Origin of the sequence: Streptomyces sp. NPDC091292 (assembly GCF_044757265.1) — a bacterium.
Lineage (GTDB): Bacteria > Actinomycetota > Actinomycetes > Streptomycetales > Streptomycetaceae > Streptomyces.
On sequence record NZ_JBIVUQ010000033.1, the window covers coordinates 22,486 to 40,806 of the forward strand.

The 18,321-nt window shown below is 69.6% G+C and carries 23 protein-coding genes; 13 read left to right on the top strand and 10 right to left on the bottom strand.

Annotated elements, in window-relative coordinates; translation table 11 throughout:
- Positions 1-599: 599 nt before the first annotated feature.
- Both ACIQNU_RS41500 and ACIQNU_RS41505 read right to left on the bottom strand, forming a co-directional pair.
- Positions 600-803, bottom strand: coding sequence for a DUF397 domain-containing protein (locus ACIQNU_RS41500; RefSeq protein WP_401377188.1), 204 nt, complete (start codon positions 801-803; stop codon positions 600-602).
- The gene (locus ACIQNU_RS41505) at positions 800-1,678 is read right to left on the bottom strand and encodes a helix-turn-helix domain-containing protein (RefSeq protein WP_401377190.1); all 879 of its coding nucleotides are present in this window, start codon (positions 1,676-1,678) and stop codon (positions 800-802) included. Before ACIQNU_RS41505 ends, ACIQNU_RS41500 begins: the two co-directional genes overlap by 4 nt.
- 242 nt (positions 1,679-1,920) lie before the next feature.
- Between ACIQNU_RS41505 and ACIQNU_RS41510 the strand changes: the two genes are divergently transcribed.
- From ACIQNU_RS41510 to ACIQNU_RS41525, 4 genes are all read left to right on the top strand, one after another.
- On the top strand, positions 1,921-2,202 hold the full coding sequence (locus ACIQNU_RS41510; RefSeq protein ID WP_401377193.1) for a hypothetical protein: 282 nt from the start codon (positions 1,921-1,923) through the stop codon (positions 2,200-2,202).
- A gap of 109 nt (positions 2,203-2,311) precedes the next feature.
- On the top strand, positions 2,312-2,710 hold the full coding sequence (locus tag ACIQNU_RS41515) for a hypothetical protein (RefSeq protein WP_401377196.1): 399 nt from the start codon (positions 2,312-2,314) through the stop codon (positions 2,708-2,710).
- Between the two features lie 68 nt (positions 2,711-2,778).
- Positions 2,779-2,940, top strand: coding sequence for a hypothetical protein (locus ACIQNU_RS41520; RefSeq protein WP_401377199.1), 162 nt, complete (start codon positions 2,779-2,781; stop codon positions 2,938-2,940).
- Between the two features lie 21 nt (positions 2,941-2,961).
- On the top strand, positions 2,962-3,327 hold the full coding sequence (locus ACIQNU_RS41525; RefSeq protein ID WP_401377202.1) for a hypothetical protein: 366 nt from the start codon (positions 2,962-2,964) through the stop codon (positions 3,325-3,327).
- 30 nt (positions 3,328-3,357) lie between these two features.
- On the opposite strand, the gene ACIQNU_RS41530 is transcribed toward ACIQNU_RS41525, so the two are convergent.
- A complete protein-coding gene (locus tag ACIQNU_RS41530) occupies positions 3,358-4,329 on the bottom strand; it encodes a pirin family protein (RefSeq protein ID WP_401377205.1) in 972 nt (323 codons plus the stop codon).
- A 32-nt stretch (positions 4,330-4,361) separates the two neighbouring features.
- Between ACIQNU_RS41530 and ACIQNU_RS41535 the strand changes: the two genes are divergently transcribed.
- Entirely contained in the window at positions 4,362-4,682 is a 321-nt protein-coding gene (locus tag ACIQNU_RS41535) for a hypothetical protein (protein ID WP_401377208.1), read from the top strand.
- Positions 4,683-4,697: 15 nt separating this feature from the next.
- Here ACIQNU_RS41535 and ACIQNU_RS41540 read toward each other — a convergent pair whose 3' ends face one another.
- On the bottom strand, positions 4,698-5,174 hold the full coding sequence (locus ACIQNU_RS41540) for a MarR family winged helix-turn-helix transcriptional regulator (RefSeq protein WP_401377211.1): 477 nt from the start codon (positions 5,172-5,174) through the stop codon (positions 4,698-4,700).
- Positions 5,175-5,378: 204 nt separating this feature from the next.
- On the opposite strand from ACIQNU_RS41540, the gene ACIQNU_RS41545 reads away from it, so the two are divergent.
- The gene (locus tag ACIQNU_RS41545) at positions 5,379-6,356 is read left to right on the top strand and encodes an alpha/beta hydrolase (protein ID WP_401377214.1); all 978 of its coding nucleotides are present in this window, start codon (positions 5,379-5,381) and stop codon (positions 6,354-6,356) included.
- Between the two features lie 40 nt (positions 6,357-6,396).
- On the opposite strand, the gene ACIQNU_RS41550 is transcribed toward ACIQNU_RS41545, so the two are convergent.
- Entirely contained in the window at positions 6,397-6,885 is a 489-nt protein-coding gene (locus ACIQNU_RS41550; RefSeq protein ID WP_401377217.1) for an SseB family protein, read from the bottom strand.
- Positions 6,886-7,023: 138 nt separating this feature from the next.
- Here ACIQNU_RS41550 and ACIQNU_RS41555 point away from each other — a divergent pair, with 138 nt between their 5' ends.
- Entirely contained in the window at positions 7,024-8,850 is a 1,827-nt protein-coding gene (locus ACIQNU_RS41555; RefSeq protein WP_401377219.1) for an acyl-CoA dehydrogenase, read from the top strand.
- A gap of 334 nt (positions 8,851-9,184) precedes the next feature.
- Positions 9,185-10,480, top strand: a complete 1,296-nt coding sequence (locus tag ACIQNU_RS41560) for a M18 family aminopeptidase (RefSeq protein ID WP_401377222.1) — start codon at positions 9,185-9,187, stop codon at positions 10,478-10,480.
- Between the two features lie 20 nt (positions 10,481-10,500).
- Here ACIQNU_RS41560 and ACIQNU_RS41565 read toward each other — a convergent pair whose 3' ends face one another.
- Entirely contained in the window at positions 10,501-11,190 is a 690-nt protein-coding gene (locus tag ACIQNU_RS41565; protein ID WP_401377225.1) for an HD domain-containing protein, read from the bottom strand.
- Positions 11,191-11,320: 130 nt separating this feature from the next.
- On the opposite strand from ACIQNU_RS41565, the gene ACIQNU_RS41570 reads away from it, so the two are divergent.
- A complete protein-coding gene (locus tag ACIQNU_RS41570; RefSeq protein WP_401377227.1) occupies positions 11,321-12,322 on the top strand; it encodes a GlxA family transcriptional regulator in 1,002 nt (333 codons plus the stop codon).
- Here ACIQNU_RS41570 and ACIQNU_RS41575 read toward each other — a convergent pair.
- Positions 12,294-12,467 carry a hypothetical protein gene (locus ACIQNU_RS41575; protein ID WP_401377230.1) on the bottom strand — a complete coding sequence of 58 codons (174 nt, stop codon included), beginning with the start codon at positions 12,465-12,467 and terminating at the stop codon, positions 12,294-12,296. The genes ACIQNU_RS41570 and ACIQNU_RS41575 overlap by 29 nt on opposite strands.
- Between ACIQNU_RS41575 and ACIQNU_RS41580 the strand changes: the two genes are divergently transcribed.
- The gene (locus tag ACIQNU_RS41580; protein WP_401377233.1) at positions 12,462-12,617 is read left to right on the top strand and encodes a nuclear transport factor 2 family protein; all 156 of its coding nucleotides are present in this window, start codon (positions 12,462-12,464) and stop codon (positions 12,615-12,617) included. The genes ACIQNU_RS41575 and ACIQNU_RS41580 overlap by 6 nt on opposite strands.
- A gap of 46 nt (positions 12,618-12,663) precedes the next feature.
- On the opposite strand, the gene ACIQNU_RS41585 is transcribed toward ACIQNU_RS41580, so the two are convergent.
- The gene (locus ACIQNU_RS41585; RefSeq protein ID WP_401377236.1) at positions 12,664-14,505 is read right to left on the bottom strand and encodes an NHL domain-containing thioredoxin family protein; all 1,842 of its coding nucleotides are present in this window, start codon (positions 14,503-14,505) and stop codon (positions 12,664-12,666) included.
- A gap of 16 nt (positions 14,506-14,521) precedes the next feature.
- Positions 14,522-14,959 carry a cupin domain-containing protein gene (locus ACIQNU_RS41590; RefSeq protein ID WP_401377239.1) on the bottom strand — a complete coding sequence of 146 codons (438 nt, stop codon included), beginning with the start codon at positions 14,957-14,959 and terminating at the stop codon, positions 14,522-14,524.
- Positions 14,960-15,011: 52 nt separating this feature from the next.
- Here ACIQNU_RS41590 and ACIQNU_RS41595 point away from each other — a divergent pair, with 52 nt between their 5' ends.
- Together ACIQNU_RS41595 and ACIQNU_RS41600 are read left to right on the top strand one after the other, a co-directional pair.
- Positions 15,012-16,025 carry a GlxA family transcriptional regulator gene (locus ACIQNU_RS41595; RefSeq protein ID WP_401377242.1) on the top strand — a complete coding sequence of 338 codons (1,014 nt, stop codon included), beginning with the start codon at positions 15,012-15,014 and terminating at the stop codon, positions 16,023-16,025.
- A complete protein-coding gene (locus ACIQNU_RS41600) occupies positions 16,022-16,516 on the top strand; it encodes an LURP-one-related/scramblase family protein (RefSeq protein WP_401377245.1) in 495 nt (164 codons plus the stop codon). The genes ACIQNU_RS41595 and ACIQNU_RS41600 overlap by 4 nt, the downstream gene beginning before the upstream one ends.
- A gap of 4 nt (positions 16,517-16,520) precedes the next feature.
- On the opposite strand, the gene ACIQNU_RS41605 is transcribed toward ACIQNU_RS41600, so the two are convergent.
- A complete protein-coding gene (locus ACIQNU_RS41605; protein ID WP_401377247.1) occupies positions 16,521-17,300 on the bottom strand; it encodes a carbon-nitrogen family hydrolase in 780 nt (259 codons plus the stop codon).
- A gap of 195 nt (positions 17,301-17,495) precedes the next feature.
- Here ACIQNU_RS41605 and ACIQNU_RS41610 point away from each other — a divergent pair, with 195 nt between their 5' ends.
- Complete coding sequence (locus ACIQNU_RS41610) at positions 17,496-18,320, top strand: maleylpyruvate isomerase family mycothiol-dependent enzyme (RefSeq protein ID WP_401377250.1); 825 nt, start codon at positions 17,496-17,498, stop codon at positions 18,318-18,320.
- Position 18,321: the final 1 nt, after the last annotated feature.

Consider the following 18,321-nt stretch of genomic DNA (forward strand, 5'->3'; position numbering starts at 1 on the left):
GGTCGATCGCCGACGGCGCTTCCAGCGGTTCCACGCGGAGTCCCTCCCGGAGAGCCCTCCCTACCAGCTCAGCGCGACGGCCCGACGAGCCAGCACGTCTACGGCCGGGGTGGCCGGCGGGCGTCGGGCCGGTAGTTGAGGTGGACGACGGTCGGGGTGAGGGCCGGTGGACGATTTTGGCCCGGGTCATGGTACGCCCGGATTCGAGTGGAATCCCGGAAATACGCCGGCCCAACACGGAACCCGCAGGGCTTACGGGGCTGGAGCCATCCACGGACACGGGCCGCCTCCCGCTGGTCGGGTGTGATGGCACGGCCCGAGGTCAGTCACGTAGTCGCATGGAACAGAGGCCAAGTCCCGGATTCGGGTCAGAGGGTGGACCTGCGGGCGAGGTCCACCAGGCCCGACCATACGAGGACTTGACCCGGCCCGTGACCGGGTGACCGGGGTCTGCGGATGCGCTCACGGACGTGCCTCCTCATGGCGGTGTCTCACATTCCGGTGCCCGGTCTGCGCTCAGACTCCGGCCCCTTCGGCGCTCGCAGCCGCCATAAAGCCCCGTGCCCGATGACCAGGGCCGGGCCCCAGCGGGCTGTGACTCAACGAGTCGGGAACGCACTGTCCTTGAGTGCCGTCATGAACGAAGCCCATGGCCGCGCGGAATGGAACTGCACACCTTCGTCCAGGGACTTGCTGTCACGCACGACGCGGCCACCGTCCGCGGTGCGCGCCAGCTCAACGCAGTTGCCCAGCTGGTCCGAGTAGGACGACTTGCGGAACGCACTGACGATCTCAGGTGTCATGATGCCTCTTTTGTGTTCTGCGGGTCGCCATCGAGCATTGCCCGGATTTGGTCCATGCTCTCACCCGGCGACATTGCTACTGAGCGTAGCTGAGAAAAGATGCTTGAGTAAAGAGCCAGTTCTTCCGGCGACTCAATGACACTCGTACTCGCAGGATTGTTGAAGGTTACCGCCTCAATAGTTGGATCGTCACCGAACGAGAACGCCACGAACGGGCCACTCATGCCAGCAACGACACTCTCAGCGTGCGGCACGATCTGAAGAGTGACATTGGATCGCTGTCCGACTGTCAACAGGTGTTCAAGTTGACCCACATGCCCAACCACCCCTTCACTCAGCGCCCTTATCGCAGGCTCCCAAATGATGGCCTCGAATTGAGTGCCACCTGACTCAATTCTGCGTTGCCGTTCCTGACGCACCTTAACCAATTCCCTTACGCGCTGAGCTGGAATGGCGGTAGGTCCGACAGTGATGACCGACTCAGCATATTCCGGCGTCTGGAGAAGCCCAGGAATTAGCGCAGGCTCCCACGTGCGGATGCAGGTAGCATCACTTTCCAAGGTAATGTGGTCGGCATAGTCAGGACGCAGGGTTTCTTGATAGTCAAGCCACCAGCCCCGCTCGTTACTTGCCCTTGCCCACCCTTCCAACCGTGCGCGTTCATCAGGATCCGTGACGCCGTAACACGCAAGCAGTGTGCGCACTTCGAGAGCGGACGCCGAGACCTGCCCGTTCTCCATGCGGCTGACCTTGGTCACGGACTTCATGATCGCTTCCGCGCCCGCTTCTTGACCCATGCCGGCCGCCTCGCGATGGCGTTTCAACGCCGCCCCGAGTCTGCGACTCCGCACCGTGGGCTTCCCGCCTGCGGGCACGCACCGTCACCGAGACCGGGGATCGAGATGCTTACAAGCGCCCTGCCGGCACGCACTCCCATGGTGGTCAACCAAGCCCGCCGAGAGGGGAGCTGGTGGTGGGCCACGTAGCGAGTCCCTTACGTACTCGGCCGGGATATTGGTGCGAGCGGGTCACCCGGCCCTCCCCCCGCCGAGGTAACGGGTCGTCCATCGCCACCTGTGCCACGACGAACGCCGTTCAAGCGGTGCGCGGGATCCGGGTGAGCGTACGGGTACTGGTCTCGGCGCTTCCCGAAGCCGAGATGCGCCGGGCCTTTCAATGGCTGAACGGCAGCGGATCCATCGCGGCCATCGCCGCCCTGCATCGGGGCGAACCCGTCGGCTTCGTGATCCGCACCCGTGAGGCAACGGTCGAGTGGACCGTACGACCGGTGGCGTTCCTTCCCCTGGCCACCTACGACCGCACATCCATCTGCCTGGACCGGCAGAAACCCCCGTCGGGATGGAGCAGGCCGATACGGCCGCCGTCCGGCACCCCCTGAGACCCCGGCCCCGGTGCGAGTCCTGCCAGACCGCGCACCGAAGTCGGGCCCCCACTGAATCCCAACTCCAGGACCAGCAGGCCCCGGCGACGTCCAACCGTCCCGGGGTGTGGTCGATCAGCCCAAGGAGCTGAAAGACATGTTCGACCCTATCGCCAAGGCATTACACGCCCTCGGGGAATGGCTCTTCCCCGCCACGGGAACGCACCGCGCACCGACCGTAGTTCGCGGACCGCACGCCGCCGCCACCCCGAAACCCCGCCGCCCATTACCCGCCCTCAAGAGCCCGTACGCCGAAGAGGCCCATCACCCTTTTGTCGACCGGCTTCCCCTTGTCCGGCCCTACCTCGACGCCGCCCCACGCCCCCGGCCCACCCCCGAACAGCAGATCCAGGCGCACCGGCGGTGGCTGGTCGACATGGCCGATCGGGGGCTGAACGGCGGCCCCCCGGTGATCCACGGCGACCTCGGAGGCGGCGACACCCTCAGGTTCCGAGCCGTCGCATGACCGGACCCGGACGCGGACCCAAAACCGCTCCCACCTGCACCGTCTGCGGGCAGCCCACCGAAGCCGCCGTGCGCGTTCGGGACGAAGTCGTCGGCTCCACGGGCGACTGCCTGGGGGTCTACGCCTGCCCGCTGCACGTCATGGACGCCCAGGTCGGCCCCGTCGCCGACGAGATGTACCCCACCGAACTCCGCCCCGCGATGCCCGAATGGTGGCCCGGGGCCGCGTAAGCACCCAGCAGGAGAGAGCCCATGACTTGCCCCGCGCAGATCGTCGTACCCAAGCCGTTGCTCGCAGAGATCCTCCAGCACCTACCTGACGCGGACGCCGCCCACCTCTCATGGCTGACCTGTGATTTCGACCTGCACCCGCACCGCGATCACTACGGGTACGTGGACGACATCGGCGCCACCGAACAGGCCCTCTGGATCGTGTGGACCGACGAAACCGATGAAGCCGATGAAGCCGATGAAGCCGAAGGCACCGAAGACACACCCTCGTCCCCGCCCCGCGTCAGCGTCGAGCGGATCTGCCCGTCCAAGAGTCCATCCAGCGAAGACGCATGCTGGCTACCCCTTCGCCACGGGACCCCCCACTCGTGGACGCGCTACGAGTGAAGGGCCCCGTTCACCTGGCGGCGGCCGTTGTCACAGGCCGCCCTCCGACATCCCGTGGACCGCCGGAATCGTGCCCAGTCGGCCCTTCTGGAAGTCTTCGAACGCCTGCTGGAGTTCTGCCTTGGTGTTCATGACGAACGGGCCGTAGTGCGCCATCGGCTCGCGCAGCGGGCTGCCGCCCAGGAGGACGACCTCCAGGTCGGGGGTGTGGGCGTCCTGCTTCTCGTCGGCGCGGACCGTCAGGGACGAGCCCGTGCCGAACACCGCCGTCTGGCCCTTGTGCACGGGCCGCCGGTCCGTCCCCACCGTGCCGCGCCCCGCGAGCACGTACGCGAGGCCGTTGAAGTCCTCGCGCCACGGCAGCGTGACCTCGGCGCCGGGGCGGACGGTCGCGTGGACCATCGTGATCGGCGTGTGCGTGATGCCGGGGCCCTCGTGGCCGTCCAGCTCACCGGCGATGACCCGCAGCAGCGCGCCGCCGTCCACCGTCGACAGCAACCGGACCTGCCCACCCCGGATGTCCTGGTAGCGCGGGTCCTTCATCTTGTCCTTGGCCGGAAGGTTCACCCAGAGCTGGAGGCCGTGGAACAGGCCGCCGGACGCCACCAGTGCCTCCGGCGGCGCCTCGATGTGCAACAGCCCGGAGCCCGCCGTCATCCACTGGGTGTCGCCATTGGTGATGGTGCCGCCACCGCCGTTGGAGTCCTGGTGGATGAAGGTGCCGTCGATGATGTAGGTGACGGTCTCGAAGCCGCGGTGCGGGTGCCACGGGGTGCCCTTCGGCTCACCCGGCGCGTACTCCACCTCGCCCATCTGGTCCATCATGATGAACGGGTCCAGGTACTTGTAGTTGATCCCGGCGAACGCGCGGCGCACCGGGAAACCCTCGCCCTCGAAGCCGCTCGGCGCGGTGGTCACGGCGAGCACGGGACGCGGTACGGCGTTGGTCGGCGCAGTCACCCGGGGCAGGGTCAGCGGGTTCTCGACGGTCACAGCGGGCATGTCGGACCTCCTGGTTCGTGAGCCGAGTTTAGTTGAACGTAGAACTTCTTGCCACCCAGAACACCGCCCGGTCCCCGGACATTCCCGGAGCCCGATCAGGCACCGCCTGGTACTGGCCCGCACGGGCCGCATCGTCCCTGGTAGCTCCCCCGGCCGCCTCGGACACCCCCGCGCGTCGGCCCGGACGGCACCAGGACCCCGCCGTCTTCCAGAGCATGCTCGACGCCGCCGCCGCGGCCCGTACCGCCGAGGGCGCCGGCCATGTCGACCTGTACGACAAGGAGGAGTACGTCGGACCCGCCGTCACCGAACTGACCGGCTTCTTCCGGACCGAGCTGGCGGAGCAGAAGTAGAAGTAACGGCCGGGGTCAGGCTCCCGCCGACACGTTCGCCGTCAGTTGCCGCAGGATCCGCTTGACCTCGGCGGAGTCCCGGGGCGACAGCGCCATCGCGTCGCCGATGGCGGCAGGCACCGTGCTCGCCAGGGCCCGCAGGTCGGCGCCCTCGTCGGTGAGGCTGACGCGGACGGTCCGCTCGTCCTCGGGGCTGCGCTCACGGCGGACGAACCCCGCCGCCTCCAAGCGCTTCACCAGCGGCGTGAGCGTGCCGTAGTCGAGCTGGAGTGCGGCACCGATGTCCTTGACCGGCACGGTGCCGTGCTCCCAGAGGACCAGCAGGACCAGGTACTGGGGGTACGTGAGCCCCAGCTCCTCCAGGAGCGGCCGGTACCGCTGGGTCACCGCGCGCGATGCCGCGTACAGGGCGAAGCACAGTTGGTCGTCGAGGAGCAGCGAGAACTCCTGAGGCGCCTCGTCATTCGGGCTCATCGGGCTCATCGGGCTCATCGGTGTCCTCCCTTCGCGCGGTCGTGTCGTGTCGCTCGGTCGTGCGTTCGCAGGCGAGCCTACATTTCCCATCGAGCAATCTCAACGTCAGCAATCTCAACGGCAGCGTTCTACTTGTGCACGAGGCAATCGTGCTCTAGGCTTTGAGTCAGGCGGGGTCCATCAGACCCCCCGCCCCCGCTCCCCTCGACCAAGGAGTACGTCATGTCCGCGACGCCCGAGTACGTCCCCACCGCCCCGGTCCTCGAACAGGCCGCTGCCGAGTTCGCCGAAGCCACAGCGAAGCCGCCGTTCCTCTTCCAGCTTCCCCCGGCGGAGGGGCGCAGGACCGTGGACGAGGTGCAGTCCGGGGAGATCGCCAAGCCGGCGGTGGACGAGGAGTGGATCACCGTGTCCGGCGGCCCCACCGGCTCGGTGAAGACCCGGATCGTCAAGCCCGCGGGCGCCACGGGCCCGCTGCCGGTCATCGTCTACCTCCACGGCGCAGGCTGGGTCTTCGGCAACGCCCACACCCACGACCGCCTGGTACGTGAACTCGCGGTCGGCGCGCGGGCCGCCGTGGTCTTCCCCGAGTACGACCTGTCGCCCGAGGCCCGGTATCCGGTCGCCATCGAGCAGAACTACGCCGTGGCCCGCTGGGTCGTCACGGACGGCGCGGGCAAGGATCTGGACGCCTCCCGGATCGCGGTCGCCGGGGACAGCGTCGGCGGCAACATGAGCATCGCCCTCACCCTGATGGCCAAGGAGCGCGGCGACGTACCCCTGGTCCAGCAGGTCCTCTTCTACCCGGTCACCGACGCCCGCTTCGACACCGGTTCCTACGAGCAGTTCGCCGAGGGGTACTTCCTCGCGCGCGAGGGCATGCGGTGGTTCTGGGACCAGTACACGACCGACGAGGACCAGCGCGCGGAGATCACCGCGTCACCGCTGCGCGCCACCGTCGACCAGCTCACCGGGTTGCCGCCCGCGCTGGTGATCACCGGTGAGGCGGACGTCCTGCGGGACGAGGGCGAGGCGTACGCGAACAAGCTCCGGCAGGCCGGGGTCGCCGTCACCAGCACCCGGTACCAGGGGATCATCCACGACTTCGTGATGCTCAACGCGCTGCGGGGTACGCAGGCGGCGCAGGGAGCGATCACGCAGGCGGTCGGCGTCCTGCGCGACGCCCTGGGCACCGCCTGACGACGCCACCGAGCGCACCGACGCCGCCCATGGGGAACGGTCAGCCGTACATCCGGCGCATCGCGAAGTCGACCATCTGCTCGACCGCCTTCGCGTCGAAGACCATCCGGTGGTCGCCCTCCATGTCGAGGACGAAGCCGTACCCCGTGGGCAGCAGGTCGATGACCTCGGCGCCCGTGATCACGAAGTACTTGGACTCCTTGCCGGCGTACCGGCGCAGCTCCTTGAGCGAGGTGAACATGGGGATCACCGGCTGCTGCGTGTTGTGCAGCGCGAGGAAGCCCGGGTTGTCGCCGCGCGGGCAGTAGACCTTCGACGTGGCGAAGATCTGCTGGAAGTCCTCGGCGGACAGGGACCCCGTGGTGAAGGCCCGCACGGCGTCCGCCAGCGAGGGCGGGGACGGCTCGGGGTAGAGCGGCTGCTGCGGCTGCCCGTACCCGCCGGGCATGTGCTGCTGGGGCGGGGGCTGCGGCTGCGCGTACTGCTGCCCAGGGGCGGTGCCGCCTGCGTGCTGGTCGTAGCCGTACATGGGCGCAAGCGTACCGAGCGGGGCGGGGTCCCCGTGGCCGGACCCTTCTCACACTTGTACGGTCCGGGGTTGCGTCTTATTACCGACGGGTAGCATCATCGTAGCTGCTACTTGCCTGCTACTTACGGAGTCGTCGCCATGGGGCACTACAAGTCGAATCTCCGCGACATCGAGTTCAACCTCTTCGAGGTGCTCGGGCGCGACAAGCTGTACGGGACCGGTCCGTTCGCGGAGATGGACGTCGAGACCGCCAGGAGTGTCCTGTCGGAGCTGAACCGGCTCGCGGAGCACGAGCTGGCGGAGTCCTTCACGGACGGGGACCGCACACCGCCCGTGTTCGACCCGGAGACGAACACGGCGCCGCTGCCCGACACCTTCAAGAAGTCGTACCGCGCCTTCATGGACTCCGAGTACTGGCGGCTCGGCCTGCCCGAGGAGATCGGCGGCACCACGGCCCCGCCGTCCCTGATCTGGTCGTACGCGGAGCTGGTCCTCGGGGCGAACCCGGCGATCTGGATGTACTCGTCGGGCCCCGCTTTCGCCCGCATCCTCTTCGAGGAGGGCAATGAGGTCCAGCAGAAGATCGCCTCGATAGCCGTCGAGAAGACCTGGGGCTCCACCATGGTCCTCACCGAGCCCGACGCGGGCTCCGACGTGGGCGCCGGGCGCACCAAGGCGGTCCCGCAGGAGGACGGCTCCTGGCACATCGAGGGGGTGAAGAGGTTCATCACGTCCGGCGAGCACGACATGGAGGAGAACATCCTTCACTACGTCCTCGCCCGCCCGGAGGGTGCCGGTCCGGGCACCAAGGGGCTGTCCCTCTTCCTCGTACCGAAGTTCCTCTTCGACTTCGAGACCGGCGAGCTGGGCGAGCGCAACGGTGTGTACGCGACGAACGTCGAGCACAAGATGGGCCTCAAGGCGTCCAACACCTGCGAGATGACCTTCGGCGACCGGCACCCGGCCAAGGGCTGGCTGATCGGCGACCGGCACGACGGCATCCGGCAGATGTTCCGGATCATCGAGTTCGCGCGCATGATGGTCGGCACGAAGGCGATCTCGACGCTGTCGACGGGGTATCTGAACGCCCTGGAGTATGCCAAGGAGCGCGTCCAGGGGCCCGATCTCGCACAGTTCATGGACAAGACGGCGCCCAAGGTCACCATCACGCACCACCCGGACGTACGGCGCTCGCTGATGGAGCAGAAGGCGTACGCGGAGGGAATGCGCGCGCTCGTCCTGCACACCGCGTCGGTCCAGGACACGATCGCGGCGAAGGAGGCGGCAGGTGAGGACGCGGCGCAGGAGCACGCGCTGAACGATCTTCTGCTGCCGATCGTCAAGGGGTACGGCTCCGAGAAGGCGTACGAGCAGCTCGCGCAGTCGCTCCAGATCTTCGGTGGCTCCGGGTACCTCCAGGAGTACCCGATCGAGCAGTACATCCGGGACGCCAAGATCGACACCCTGTACGAGGGCACCACGGCGATCCAGGGGCAGGACTACTTCTTCCGGAAGATCGTCCGGAACCAGGGTGCCGCGCTGAACTCGCTGGCCGAGGAGATCAAGAAGTTCCTCGCGGTCGGGGCGGGTGGCGAGGAGCTGGCCGGGGCGCGCGGGCAGCTCGCCCAGGCCGCCGCGGACCTGGAGGCGATCGTCGGCGTGATGCTGACGGATCTCGCGGCGACCGAGCAGGATGTACGGGCGATCTACAAGGTCGGGCTGAACACGACGCGGTTGCTGATGGCGTCGGGTGATGTGGTGGTCGGTTACCTGTTGCTGCGGGGGGCGGCTGTGGCGGCGGAGAAACTGCCGAGTGCGGGGGCGAAGGACCGGGGGTTCTACAGCGGCAAGATTGCCGCGGCCAAGTTCTTCGCGGGGAATGTGTTGCCGGGGGTTTCGATGCAGCGGGGGATTGCGGAGGGGGTGGGGCTTGAGTTGATGGACCTGGAGGAGTCGGCGTTCTGACCTGCGGTCGGCTGAGCCGGGGTTTGTGCGGTTGGATTTCGACTGCGGACTGACCTGCGGTCGGCTGATCGGGGTGGTGCGGTTCGTTTTCGACTGCGGGCCGTCGGGGGCTGGGCGCGCAGTTCCCCGCGGAATGACCTGCGGTCGGCTGATCAGGGGTGGTGCGGTTCGTTATCGACTGCGGGCCGTCGGTGGCTGGGCGCGCAGTTCCCCGCGCCCCTTGGGGGGTCTGGGGCGCCGGGTCGCAGGGCTCAGCCCTGCGTCTTCGGTGCCACCGCCGCCGGGGAGATCGGGGCGCAGTCCCGGTTTGGGTGGCTGTCGTTAAGGTGATGGCATGGTTACCTCCCCCCGCTTTGATCGCGCCCATACCGACGACCTCGTGTCCTTTCTCGCGGCGAGTCCGACGCCGTATCACGCGGTGGCGAATGTCGCCGAGCGGTTGGAGAAGGCCGGGTTCCGGCAGGTGGCCGAGGTCGATGCGTGGGACGGCACGGCGGGTGGCCGGTACGTGGTGCGCGGTGGCGCGGTCATCGCCTGGTACGTGCCGGAGGGCGCCACCGCGCACACCGGGTTCCGGATCGTCGGTGCCCATACCGATTCGCCGAACCTGCGGGTCAAGCCGCTGCCCGACATGGGCGGTCACGGCTGGCGCCAGATCGCCGTCGAGATCTACGGCGGCCCGCTGCTCAACTCCTGGCTCGACCGCGATCTCGGTCTCGCCGGCCGGCTCACGCTGCGGGACGGGACGACCCGGCTGGTGAATGTGGACCGGGCACTGATGCGCGTACCGCAGCTCGCCGTGCATCTCGACCGAGGGGTCAACGCGGAGGGCCTGAAGCTCGACCAGCAGCGGCACGCGCAGCCCGTCTGGGGGCTCGGTGAGGCGCACGAGGGCGATCTGATCCGGTTCCTGGAGGAGGAGTTCGACCTCGGTGACGGCGAGGTGGCGGGCTGGGACCTGATGTCCCACTCGGTCGAACCGCCCGCCTATCTGGGCCGGGACAAGGAACTGCTCGCGGGCCCCCGTATGGACAACCTCCTGTCGGTGCACGCCGGGACGGCCGCGCTCGCCGCCGTGGCCACCGCCGCCGGGAGCCTCCCGTACATTCCGGTGCTCGCCGCCTTCGACCACGAGGAGACCGGTTCGCAGTCGGACACCGGCGCCGACGGGCCGCTGCTCGGCTCCGTCCTGGAGCGGTCGGTGTTCGCGCGCGGCGGCTCCTTCGAGGACCGCGCCCGCGCCTTCGCCGGTACGGTCTGTCTCTCCTCGGACACCGGGCACGCCGTGCACCCCAACTACGCGGAGCGCCACGACCCGACGCACCACCCGCGCGCGGGCGGCGGCCCCATCCTCAAGGTCAACGTGAACAACCGTTACGCCACGGATGGCACGGGCCGTGCGGTGTTCGCCGCCGCCTGCGAGAAGGCCGGGGTGCCGTTCCAGTCCTTCGTCTCGAACAACGCGATGCCGTGCGGCACCACCATCGGCCCGATCACGGCGGCCCGGCACGGCATCAAGACGGTCGACATCGGCGTGGCGATCCTGTCGATGCACAGCGCCCGCGAACTCTGCGCCGTGGACGACCCGCACATGCTGGCCAACACCCTCACGGCTTTCCTGGAGGGCTGACCGCCATCGCGGGGGCGTGGTTACTCCGGCCAGTCGGAGTTCTTGATGACCTCCACGAAGTCGCCGGGGACGAATCCGCGGACGTAGTGGGCCAGTACGTCGGCCTTGACGTTGCCGAACGTCGTGTCGGGGCGGTCCTTGATGCCCTCGGTGAACGCAGCGAGGATCCGGTTCTTGAAGTCCGGGCGGGGGTGGGCCGCGACGACGGCCGCCCGCTCCTCCTCGGAGACGGCGTGGTAGCCGATGCCGAGGACGTCCAGTTCCACGCCCCGGGTGACCAGGGCGACCTCGGGCGCCATGTGCAGGGGGATCTCCGGCGTGGTGTGCAGGGCGATGGCCGTCCAGACCCGGTCGGCCGGCTCACCGGTGATGCCGTGGGCGTGCAGGAAGCGGCGGGCCTCGTCCGCACCGTCGATCTCGAACCGCTGGTCGGTGCGGCGGAACCGCTCGGTCAGCCCCAGATCGTGGAACATCGCCCCCACGTACAGCAGCTCGGGGTCGAAGCGCAGACCCTGCTCCTGGCCGCGCAGTGACCCGAACAGGAACACCCGCCGGGAGTGGTCGTACAGCAGCGGCGCGGCGACGTCCCGTACCAGCTCGGTCGCCTCGCGGGTGAGGGTGCTGTCCGGGATCCGGACACCGGCGATCGATTCACTCGTGGACGCGTTCGGGGACGCGCTCGCGGACGCGGCGCTCGTGGATGCACTCATGACGTCTGTCCTTCCTTCTTCCTCGCTCACCGACTCGGACGGTCCGCCGGTGAGCTGACTCCCTCCACGGTCGCCCCCTGCCGTACCCTGGTGCCATGTCCAAGAGGCCACACACCCCTCAGATTCAGACATGACCCCGCGTACGCCGGACCCCGTCACCCATCCCCCCGTCACCCATCGCGTCGCGTTCCTCGCCTTCGACGGGGTGACCCTGCTCGACGTCAGCGGCCCCCTGGAGGTGCTGACCCAGGCGGGGCGGCTCGGCCACCCGTACGCGCCTGTCGTCGTCTCCCCGCGCGGCGGCGACATCACCACCTCGTCGGGCCTGGTGCTGGCAGCGACCACGGCGGTGGCCGGGGCCGGGGCGGTCGACACGCTCGTGGTCGCCGGGGCCGACCGGCTGGCCGAGGAGGCGTCGGGCGACGAGCTGCTGTCGGCGGCGGCCGTCCTCGCCGAGGGGGCGCCCCGGGTCGCGGCGGTCTGCACCGGAGCGTTCGTCCTCGCGGAGCTGGGCCTGCTCGACGGGCGCCGGGCGACCACCCACTGGCGGCACGCCAAGACGCTCGCCCGCCGCTACCCCCGGATCCGCGTCGAGCCGGACGCCCTCCACATCCGCGACGGCCGCTACGTCACATCGGCGGGCATCAGCGCCGGTATCGATCTGGCCCTCGCCCTCGTGGAGGACGACCACGGAGCGGACGCGGCCCGCGACGCCGCCCGCGAACTGGTCGTCTTCATGCAACGGCCCGGCGGGCAGTCACAGTTCTCGACGGCGCTGGTGACCCCGCCGGCGCGCAGCGATGTGCTGCGCTCGCTGACCGCGTCCGTACTCGCCGACCCGGCCGCCGACCACAGCCTGCCCGCCCTGGCCACCTCCGCCGCCCTCAGCACCCGGCATCTGGCCCGGCTCTTCCAGACCGAGTTCGGCACCACACCCGCCCGCTGGGTCGAACGCGTCCGCCTGGACCGTGCCCAGCAACTCCTCCTCGACGGCCACAGCGTCACCTCGGCGGCCCGCCACAGCGGCCTCGGCAGCGACGAAACCCTCCGCCGCGCCTTCGCCCGCCACCTGAACACCACCCCCACCGAATACCGCCGCCGCTTCACGACGACCCGGACCGCCGACGCCTGACGACCCGGACGCCGCCGTCACCGCGCCCTCCCGTATCCGCCTGGAAGGGCTCGGCGACCTGGTCGACGGGGAGCACTTCTTCGACGGCCTCGCCGTCCACCACGACCGCGAGGCCTCGGTCGTCGTCCTCGAATACGCGGTGCACGGCAGGGCGGTCGCCAAGGGCCGGGCGTACGACAACCACTTCGTCTCCGTGGTCACCATCCGGGACCGCCGTATCACCCACTGGCGGGACTACCTCGACCCGCTGGCCGTCCTCGACGCGCTCGGGATCCCTTTCCCGGCGCGTTCATAGGGCACGCCTCGCAGGTCAACGCCTCATAGGTCACGCCTCACATACGTCACGTCTCGTCCATCCCCGCCAGCACCAGCGGCAGCCGGTCCGGGCCGTCCGGGGTGAGGTGGAGCGGTACGCCCCAGTCCTGTTGGTGGACGTGGCAGGCCGGGTACTCGTTGGCCGGGTCGTCGTCGCAGGACGCCGCCATCGCCGAGACGTGCAGGACGCCTTCCGGGACGGCCGGGTTCAGCTCCAGGGTGCGGGCGAGGTCCGTGCCGGCGCCCTCGCCGGAGAGGAGCAGTTCGGGCGGGGTCGCGGAGACGAGCAGGCGGGTCGACGGGCCGTACCGGGTGTCGAGTTTCTGGCCCGCCGGGGCCTGGAAGATCACGTCGAGGCGGAGCTTGCCGGGGGCGACCTCCGTGGCCGCGCGCTTGGTGCGGTGCGCGACGGACTCCACGCGGACCGCCTCCTCGGGCAGCCGCAGCCGGGTCAGCCGGTGCCGGCCCGACTCGACGACCACGATCTCGGGCACCCCGGCGCCCGTCCCGCCACCGACGAGCACCGCGTCCGACGGCTCGCGCAGATCGGTCGCGAGCGTGGTGACCTCGCCGGTCGCGGGGTCGTAGCGGCGCAGTGCGTGGTTGTACGTGTCGCTGACGACGACCGAACCGTCCGGCAGGGCCGTCACGCCCAGCGGATGCTGGAGCAGCGCCTGCCCGGCGGCGCCGTCGCGGTGCCCGAAGTCGAACAGGCCGGTGCCGACGGCCGTGTGCACGGCGCCCTCGGTGTCCACCCAGCGCAGGGCGCTCGTCTCGGAGTCGGCCACCCAGAGCCGGTCGGCGGTCGCCGCGAGCCCGGACGGCTGGGCGAACCACGCGTCGGCGCCCGGCCCGTCGACCAGGCCCTCGTTGGTGGTGCCCGCCGCGACGGCCACGGTCCGCTCGGCCGGGTCGTACGTCCACAGCTGGTGGACGCCCGCCATCGCGATCCACACCCGCCCCTGGAACACGGCCACGTCCCACGGCGACGACAGATCCACCTCACGCGCGGGACCACTCGTCGGCGACCCCTGCCACCACTGCCGCCCGGTACCGGCGAGCGTCACCACGGCGCCGGACGCCAGGTCGAGGGCGCGCAGCGCGTGATTCACGGTGTCGGCGACGACGACCGTCATGTCATCGAGGAGGGCCAGCCCCTGCGGCTCGCTGAACGCGGCCTCCGCCGCAGGCCCGTCCGCGAACCCCCGCGCCCCGGACCCGATCCGCCGCACCACCGTCTCGCCGTCCGCCTCCAGCTCCACGAGCTGATGCCGCGTCGTGTCCGAGACGAGCAGCCGCCCGGACGGGAGGGCGAGTGCCTTGCCGGGGAAACGGAGATCCGTCGCGACGGGCTCCGGCGCCACATACGGACCGTCGCCGCGCCGCAGCGTGCCCTTCGCGCCGTGCTCGGCCTCCAGCTCCTCGACCAGCTTGGCGAGGGCGTGCGCATGCCCCTCACCCGCGTGCTGCGCGACGACGTACCCCTCGGGGTCGATCACGACGAGCGTCGGCCAGGCCCGCACCGCGTACTGCTTCCAGGTCGTCAGCTCGGGATCGTCCAGCACGGGATGCTCGACCCCGTACCGCTCCACGGCGTCCACGACGGCCTGGTGCTCGGCCTCGTGCACGAACTTCGGCGAGTGCACCCCGATGATCACGACGGTGTCCCGGTGCCGCTCCTCCAGCTCCCGCAGCTCGTCCAGGACATGCAGACAGTTGATGCAGCAGAAGGTCCAGAAATCGAGCAGAACGATACGTCCGCGCAGGTCGGCGAGGGTGAGGTCGCTCCCACCCGTGTTCAGCCAGCCGCCTTTGCCGATCAGCTCGGGGGCACGGACTCGGGTACGGCGGGGAGAGGCAGCGTTCATGAGGTCAAGGGTGCCATCACGGCCGGCCGAGTCCGTGACCGGTGGTCGCGTCCACGTGGGACGGAATCTCGTCGTGGTGGTCGCCGACCGTGGAGGTGCCGGTCGGTTCGAGGAGCAGGATCTCGGTGCCTTCGCGGGCGGACGGCTTGTGCCAGATGCCGCGCGGGACGGTGAAGACGGAGCCCCGGGGCAGGGTGACCGTACGTTCCCCGCCACGTTCCCCGGCCGTCTCGCGGAGCGCGATCGACAGTTCGCCCTCGATCACCAGGAAGAACTCGTCCGTGTCGTCGTGCACGTGCCACAGATGCTCGCCCGCCACCTTGGTCACGCGCACGTCGTAGTCGTTGACCCGCGTGACGATGCGGGGGCTCCACAGGGCGTCGAAGGAGTCGAGTGCCGCGCGCAGGGAGATCGGCGTGGACGCGGGCGCGATCGGTGCCGTGTTGTCGGTCATGACCGCATCCTCCGCCGTAGTCCGGCTCCCCCACGAGTGCTAGAAATCGCATATGCCGCAAGATTCCTCGCAGCGCCCGGGGGTCGCCGGAGCGCACCCTCACCGGATCGTCGTGATCGTGGACGAGAACTCCAACCCCTTCGAGCTGAGCTGCGCGATCGAGGTCTTCGGACTGCGCCGGCCCGAGCTGGGCCGGGACCTGTACGACTTCCGCCTCTGCGCGGCGGCGCCCCGTACCCGTATGCGCGACGGCTTCTTCACCCTCACGGATGTCGCCGGGCTCGACGCGGCCGAGGCCGCCGACACCCTGATCGTGCCGAACCGGCCCGACACCGACACGCCCCGCACCCCGGACGTCCTCGACGCGGTCCGCCGCGCCCATGCCAGGGGCGCCCGGCTCGTCGGATTCTGCAGCGGCGCCTTCACGCTCGCCGAGGCCGGGCTGCTCGACGGGCGCCGGGCCGCCTGCCACTGGATGTGGGCGGACTCCTTCCGCACCCGTTTCCCCCGGGTACGCCTGGAGCCGGACGTCCTGTTCGTGGACGACGGCGACCTGCTCACCGCGTCCGGCAGCGCCTCCGCGCTCGACCTCGGGCTGCATCTGGTCCGCCGCGACCACGGCGCCGAGATCGCGAACGCCGTCTCCCGGCGCCTCGTCTTCGCCGCCCACCGCGACGGCGGCCAGCGCCAGTTCGTGGAGCGCCCGGTGCCCGACATCGCCGGCGAATCCCTCGGCCCGCTCCTCGCCTGGGCGCAGGAGCGCCTCGGCGACCCCCTCACCGTCACCGACCTCGCCGCGCACGCCGCCGTCAGCCCCGCCACCCTGCACCGCCGCTTCCGCGCCCAGCTCGGCACCACGCCTCTGGCCTGGCTCACCGGTGAGCGCGTGGCGCTGGCCTGCCGACTGATCGAGCGCGGCGAGGAACGCCTCGACCTCGTCGCCCGCCACAGCGGCCTCGGCACCGCCGCCAACCTCCGCGCACGGCTGCGCCGCGAAACCGGACTAAGCCCGTCGGCCTACCGGCGGCGTTTCGGACCCGCGGCCGGGGAACGCGTAAGCGTATGAAACTTCTGGTAAGAGACCGGCTGCTCGGCTTCGGCGAGGACTACTGGATCGAGGACGAGCGCGGCGACAAGATCTTCCTCGTCGACGGCAAGGCCATGCGCCTGCGGGACACCTTCCAACTGAAGGACCGGCGGGGGCGGACCCTGATCGACATCCACCAAAAAATGTTCGCGCTACGGGACACGATGGTCATCGAGCGGGACGGGGAACCCCTCGCGACTCTCCGCCGCAAACGCCTCTCCCTGCTGCGCAACCACTACCGCGTCACCCTGGTCGAGGGCACGGAACTCGACGTCAGCGGCAAGATCCTCGACCGCGAGTTCGTCATCGAGTACGACGGCGAGGTGCTGGCGGTCGTGTCGCGGCGGTGGCTGCGGTTACGGGAGACGTACGGGGTGGACATCGTCCGCGAGGACGCGGACCCGGCACTGATCATCGCGGTGACCGTCTGCGCGATCAACCTCGCGGAGAAGGAACGGGACAACGATTGAGTAGCTAGCGAAGTCGGCGGTCCTTCAGCGCCGGGAACTGTTCCCGGGTAACCCCCACCCGCTCAGGATCGATCCGTACCCGCAAAACCCCCTCCTCGGCGTGCGCCAGCTCCCCCACCACCTCGCCCCAGGGATCGACCACCACACTGAACCCCGCCTGCGGCACCCCCGCATGCGCCCCCGCACTCCCGCACGCCACCACGAACGCCTGATTCTCCACGGCCCGCGCCCTCGCGAGCAGCGACCAGTGCCCGCGCCGCCGCTCCGGCCACCCCGCCGGAATCACCAAGGTCTCGGCACCTGCGTCGACCAGCCCCCGGAACAGTTCGGGAAACCGCAGGTCGTAGCAGGTGGCGAGGCCGAGCGTGGTCTCCGGAAGACGGACGGTCACCAGGTCCTCACCCGGGCTCATCAACACCGCCTCGCCCTTGTCGAAGCCGAAGCGGTGGATCTTCCGGTAGGCGGCGGCGAGTTCACCGGTGGGCGAGAAGACGAGCGAGGTGTTGTAGAGGTGTCCGTCGGCGTCCCGCTCGGGGATCGACCCCGCGTGCAGCCAGACGCCCGCGTCACGGGCCGCCGCGGCCATCACCTCGTACGTCGGCCCCTCCAGCGGCTCGGCCTCCGCGTCGAACGACTCGTACGCGAAAGCGCCGGTCGTCCACAGCTCGGGGAGGACCACGAGATCGACTCCGGCTTGTTCCCGTACCAGCGAAGCCACCCGTGTACGGCGCGAATCGACCGATTCACCCTCGTCTGGACCGATCTGGAGGAGAGAGGCGTGCACACTACCACCGTCCTGGCATTCAAGCCGTCAATACGGGCCTACGATCGTCACACGAAAGCACTGCCGGGGTGACTGCAAGCAGCGTACTGTCCTTTCCGGGGGAGCCCCCGGACCCCCGGAAGCGCCGAGCCAAACCTGCCGACCGCCCGCACGCCAACCGCAGCCCGCCGCACGCAACAACGCCCGAGGGGTCTCGTGAGTCTCCATCCCAGCCTTCAGAACTACGCCGACGCCTGGACCCACTCAGTGGATGCGATATCCGAGCTGGTCCAGCCGCTAGTGGAAGGGGAGTGGAATCGGGCGACGCCCTGCCCGGCCTGGTCGGTCCGGGACATCGTGTCGCACGTGATCGGACTCGACTGCGAGATGCTGGGCGACCCGCGGCCGATCCACACGCTGCCGCGCGACCTCTACCACGTGACGAACGAGCACCAGCGGTACATGGAGATGCAGGTCGACGTGCGCCGCCATCACACGGCGCCGGAGATGACGTCGGAGCTGGAGTACACGATCATCCGCCGCTCGCGGCAGTTGCGGAACGAGTCGCGGCAGCCCGACGCGAAGGTTCGGGGACCGCTCGGGGCGGAGATCACACTCGAAGACGCCATGCGCAGGCGGGCGTTCGACGTGTGGGTGCACGAGCAGGACCTGCGGACGGCGCTCGGGCGGCCCGGCAACCTGGACTCTCCCGGCGCACATGTCGCCAAGGACGTCCTGATCGAGGCCCTGCCGAAGGTCGTCGCGCACGGTGCGGGCGCCCCGAACAACTCGGCGGTCGTCTTCGACGTGCACGGCCCGATCGAGTTCCTGCGCACGGTACGGGTCAACGCGGACGGCCGCGGAAGCGTGGACGGCGCCCCTTCGCTGGGCCCCCTGGTCACCCTCAGCCTCGACTGGGAAACCCACTTCCGCCTCGCCTGCGGACGCACCACCCCGGAAGCGGTGGCGGACAGAATCAAGACGGAAGGCGACCCGGAACTGACGGCGGCGATCCTCCGCGAATTCACGATCACTAAGTAGA

Excerpts from the sequence above, each read along its gene's own strand:
- ACIQNU_RS41500 (WP_401377188.1), bottom strand. The coding sequence starts at position 803 with ATGACACCTGAGATCGTCAGTGCGTTCCGCAAGTCGTCCTACTCGGAC.
- ACIQNU_RS41525 (WP_401377202.1), top strand. The coding sequence starts at position 2,962 with ATGACTTGCCCCGCGCAGATCGTCGTACCCAAGCCGTTGCTCGCAGAG.
- ACIQNU_RS41530 (WP_401377205.1), bottom strand. The coding sequence starts at position 4,329 with ATGCCCGCTGTGACCGTCGAGAACCCGCTGACCCTGCCCCGGGTGACT.
- ACIQNU_RS41540 (WP_401377211.1), bottom strand. The coding sequence starts at position 5,174 with ATGAGCCCGATGAGCCCGATGAGCCCGAATGACGAGGCGCCTCAGGAG.
- ACIQNU_RS41545 (WP_401377214.1), top strand. The coding sequence starts at position 5,379 with ATGTCCGCGACGCCCGAGTACGTCCCCACCGCCCCGGTCCTCGAACAG.
- ACIQNU_RS41550 (WP_401377217.1), bottom strand. The coding sequence starts at position 6,885 with ATGTACGGCTACGACCAGCACGCAGGCGGCACCGCCCCTGGGCAGCAG.
- ACIQNU_RS41555 (WP_401377219.1), top strand. The coding sequence starts at position 7,024 with ATGGGGCACTACAAGTCGAATCTCCGCGACATCGAGTTCAACCTCTTC.
- ACIQNU_RS41560 (WP_401377222.1), top strand. The coding sequence starts at position 9,185 with ATGGTTACCTCCCCCCGCTTTGATCGCGCCCATACCGACGACCTCGTG.
- ACIQNU_RS41565 (WP_401377225.1), bottom strand. The coding sequence starts at position 11,190 with ATGAGTGCATCCACGAGCGCCGCGTCCGCGAGCGCGTCCCCGAACGCG.
- ACIQNU_RS41570 (WP_401377227.1), top strand. The coding sequence starts at position 11,321 with ATGACCCCGCGTACGCCGGACCCCGTCACCCATCCCCCCGTCACCCAT.
- ACIQNU_RS41585 (WP_401377236.1), bottom strand. The coding sequence starts at position 14,505 with ATGAACGCTGCCTCTCCCCGCCGTACCCGAGTCCGTGCCCCCGAGCTG.
- ACIQNU_RS41590 (WP_401377239.1), bottom strand. The coding sequence starts at position 14,959 with ATGACCGACAACACGGCACCGATCGCGCCCGCGTCCACGCCGATCTCC.
- ACIQNU_RS41595 (WP_401377242.1), top strand. The coding sequence starts at position 15,012 with ATGCCGCAAGATTCCTCGCAGCGCCCGGGGGTCGCCGGAGCGCACCCT.
- ACIQNU_RS41600 (WP_401377245.1), top strand. The coding sequence starts at position 16,022 with ATGAAACTTCTGGTAAGAGACCGGCTGCTCGGCTTCGGCGAGGACTAC.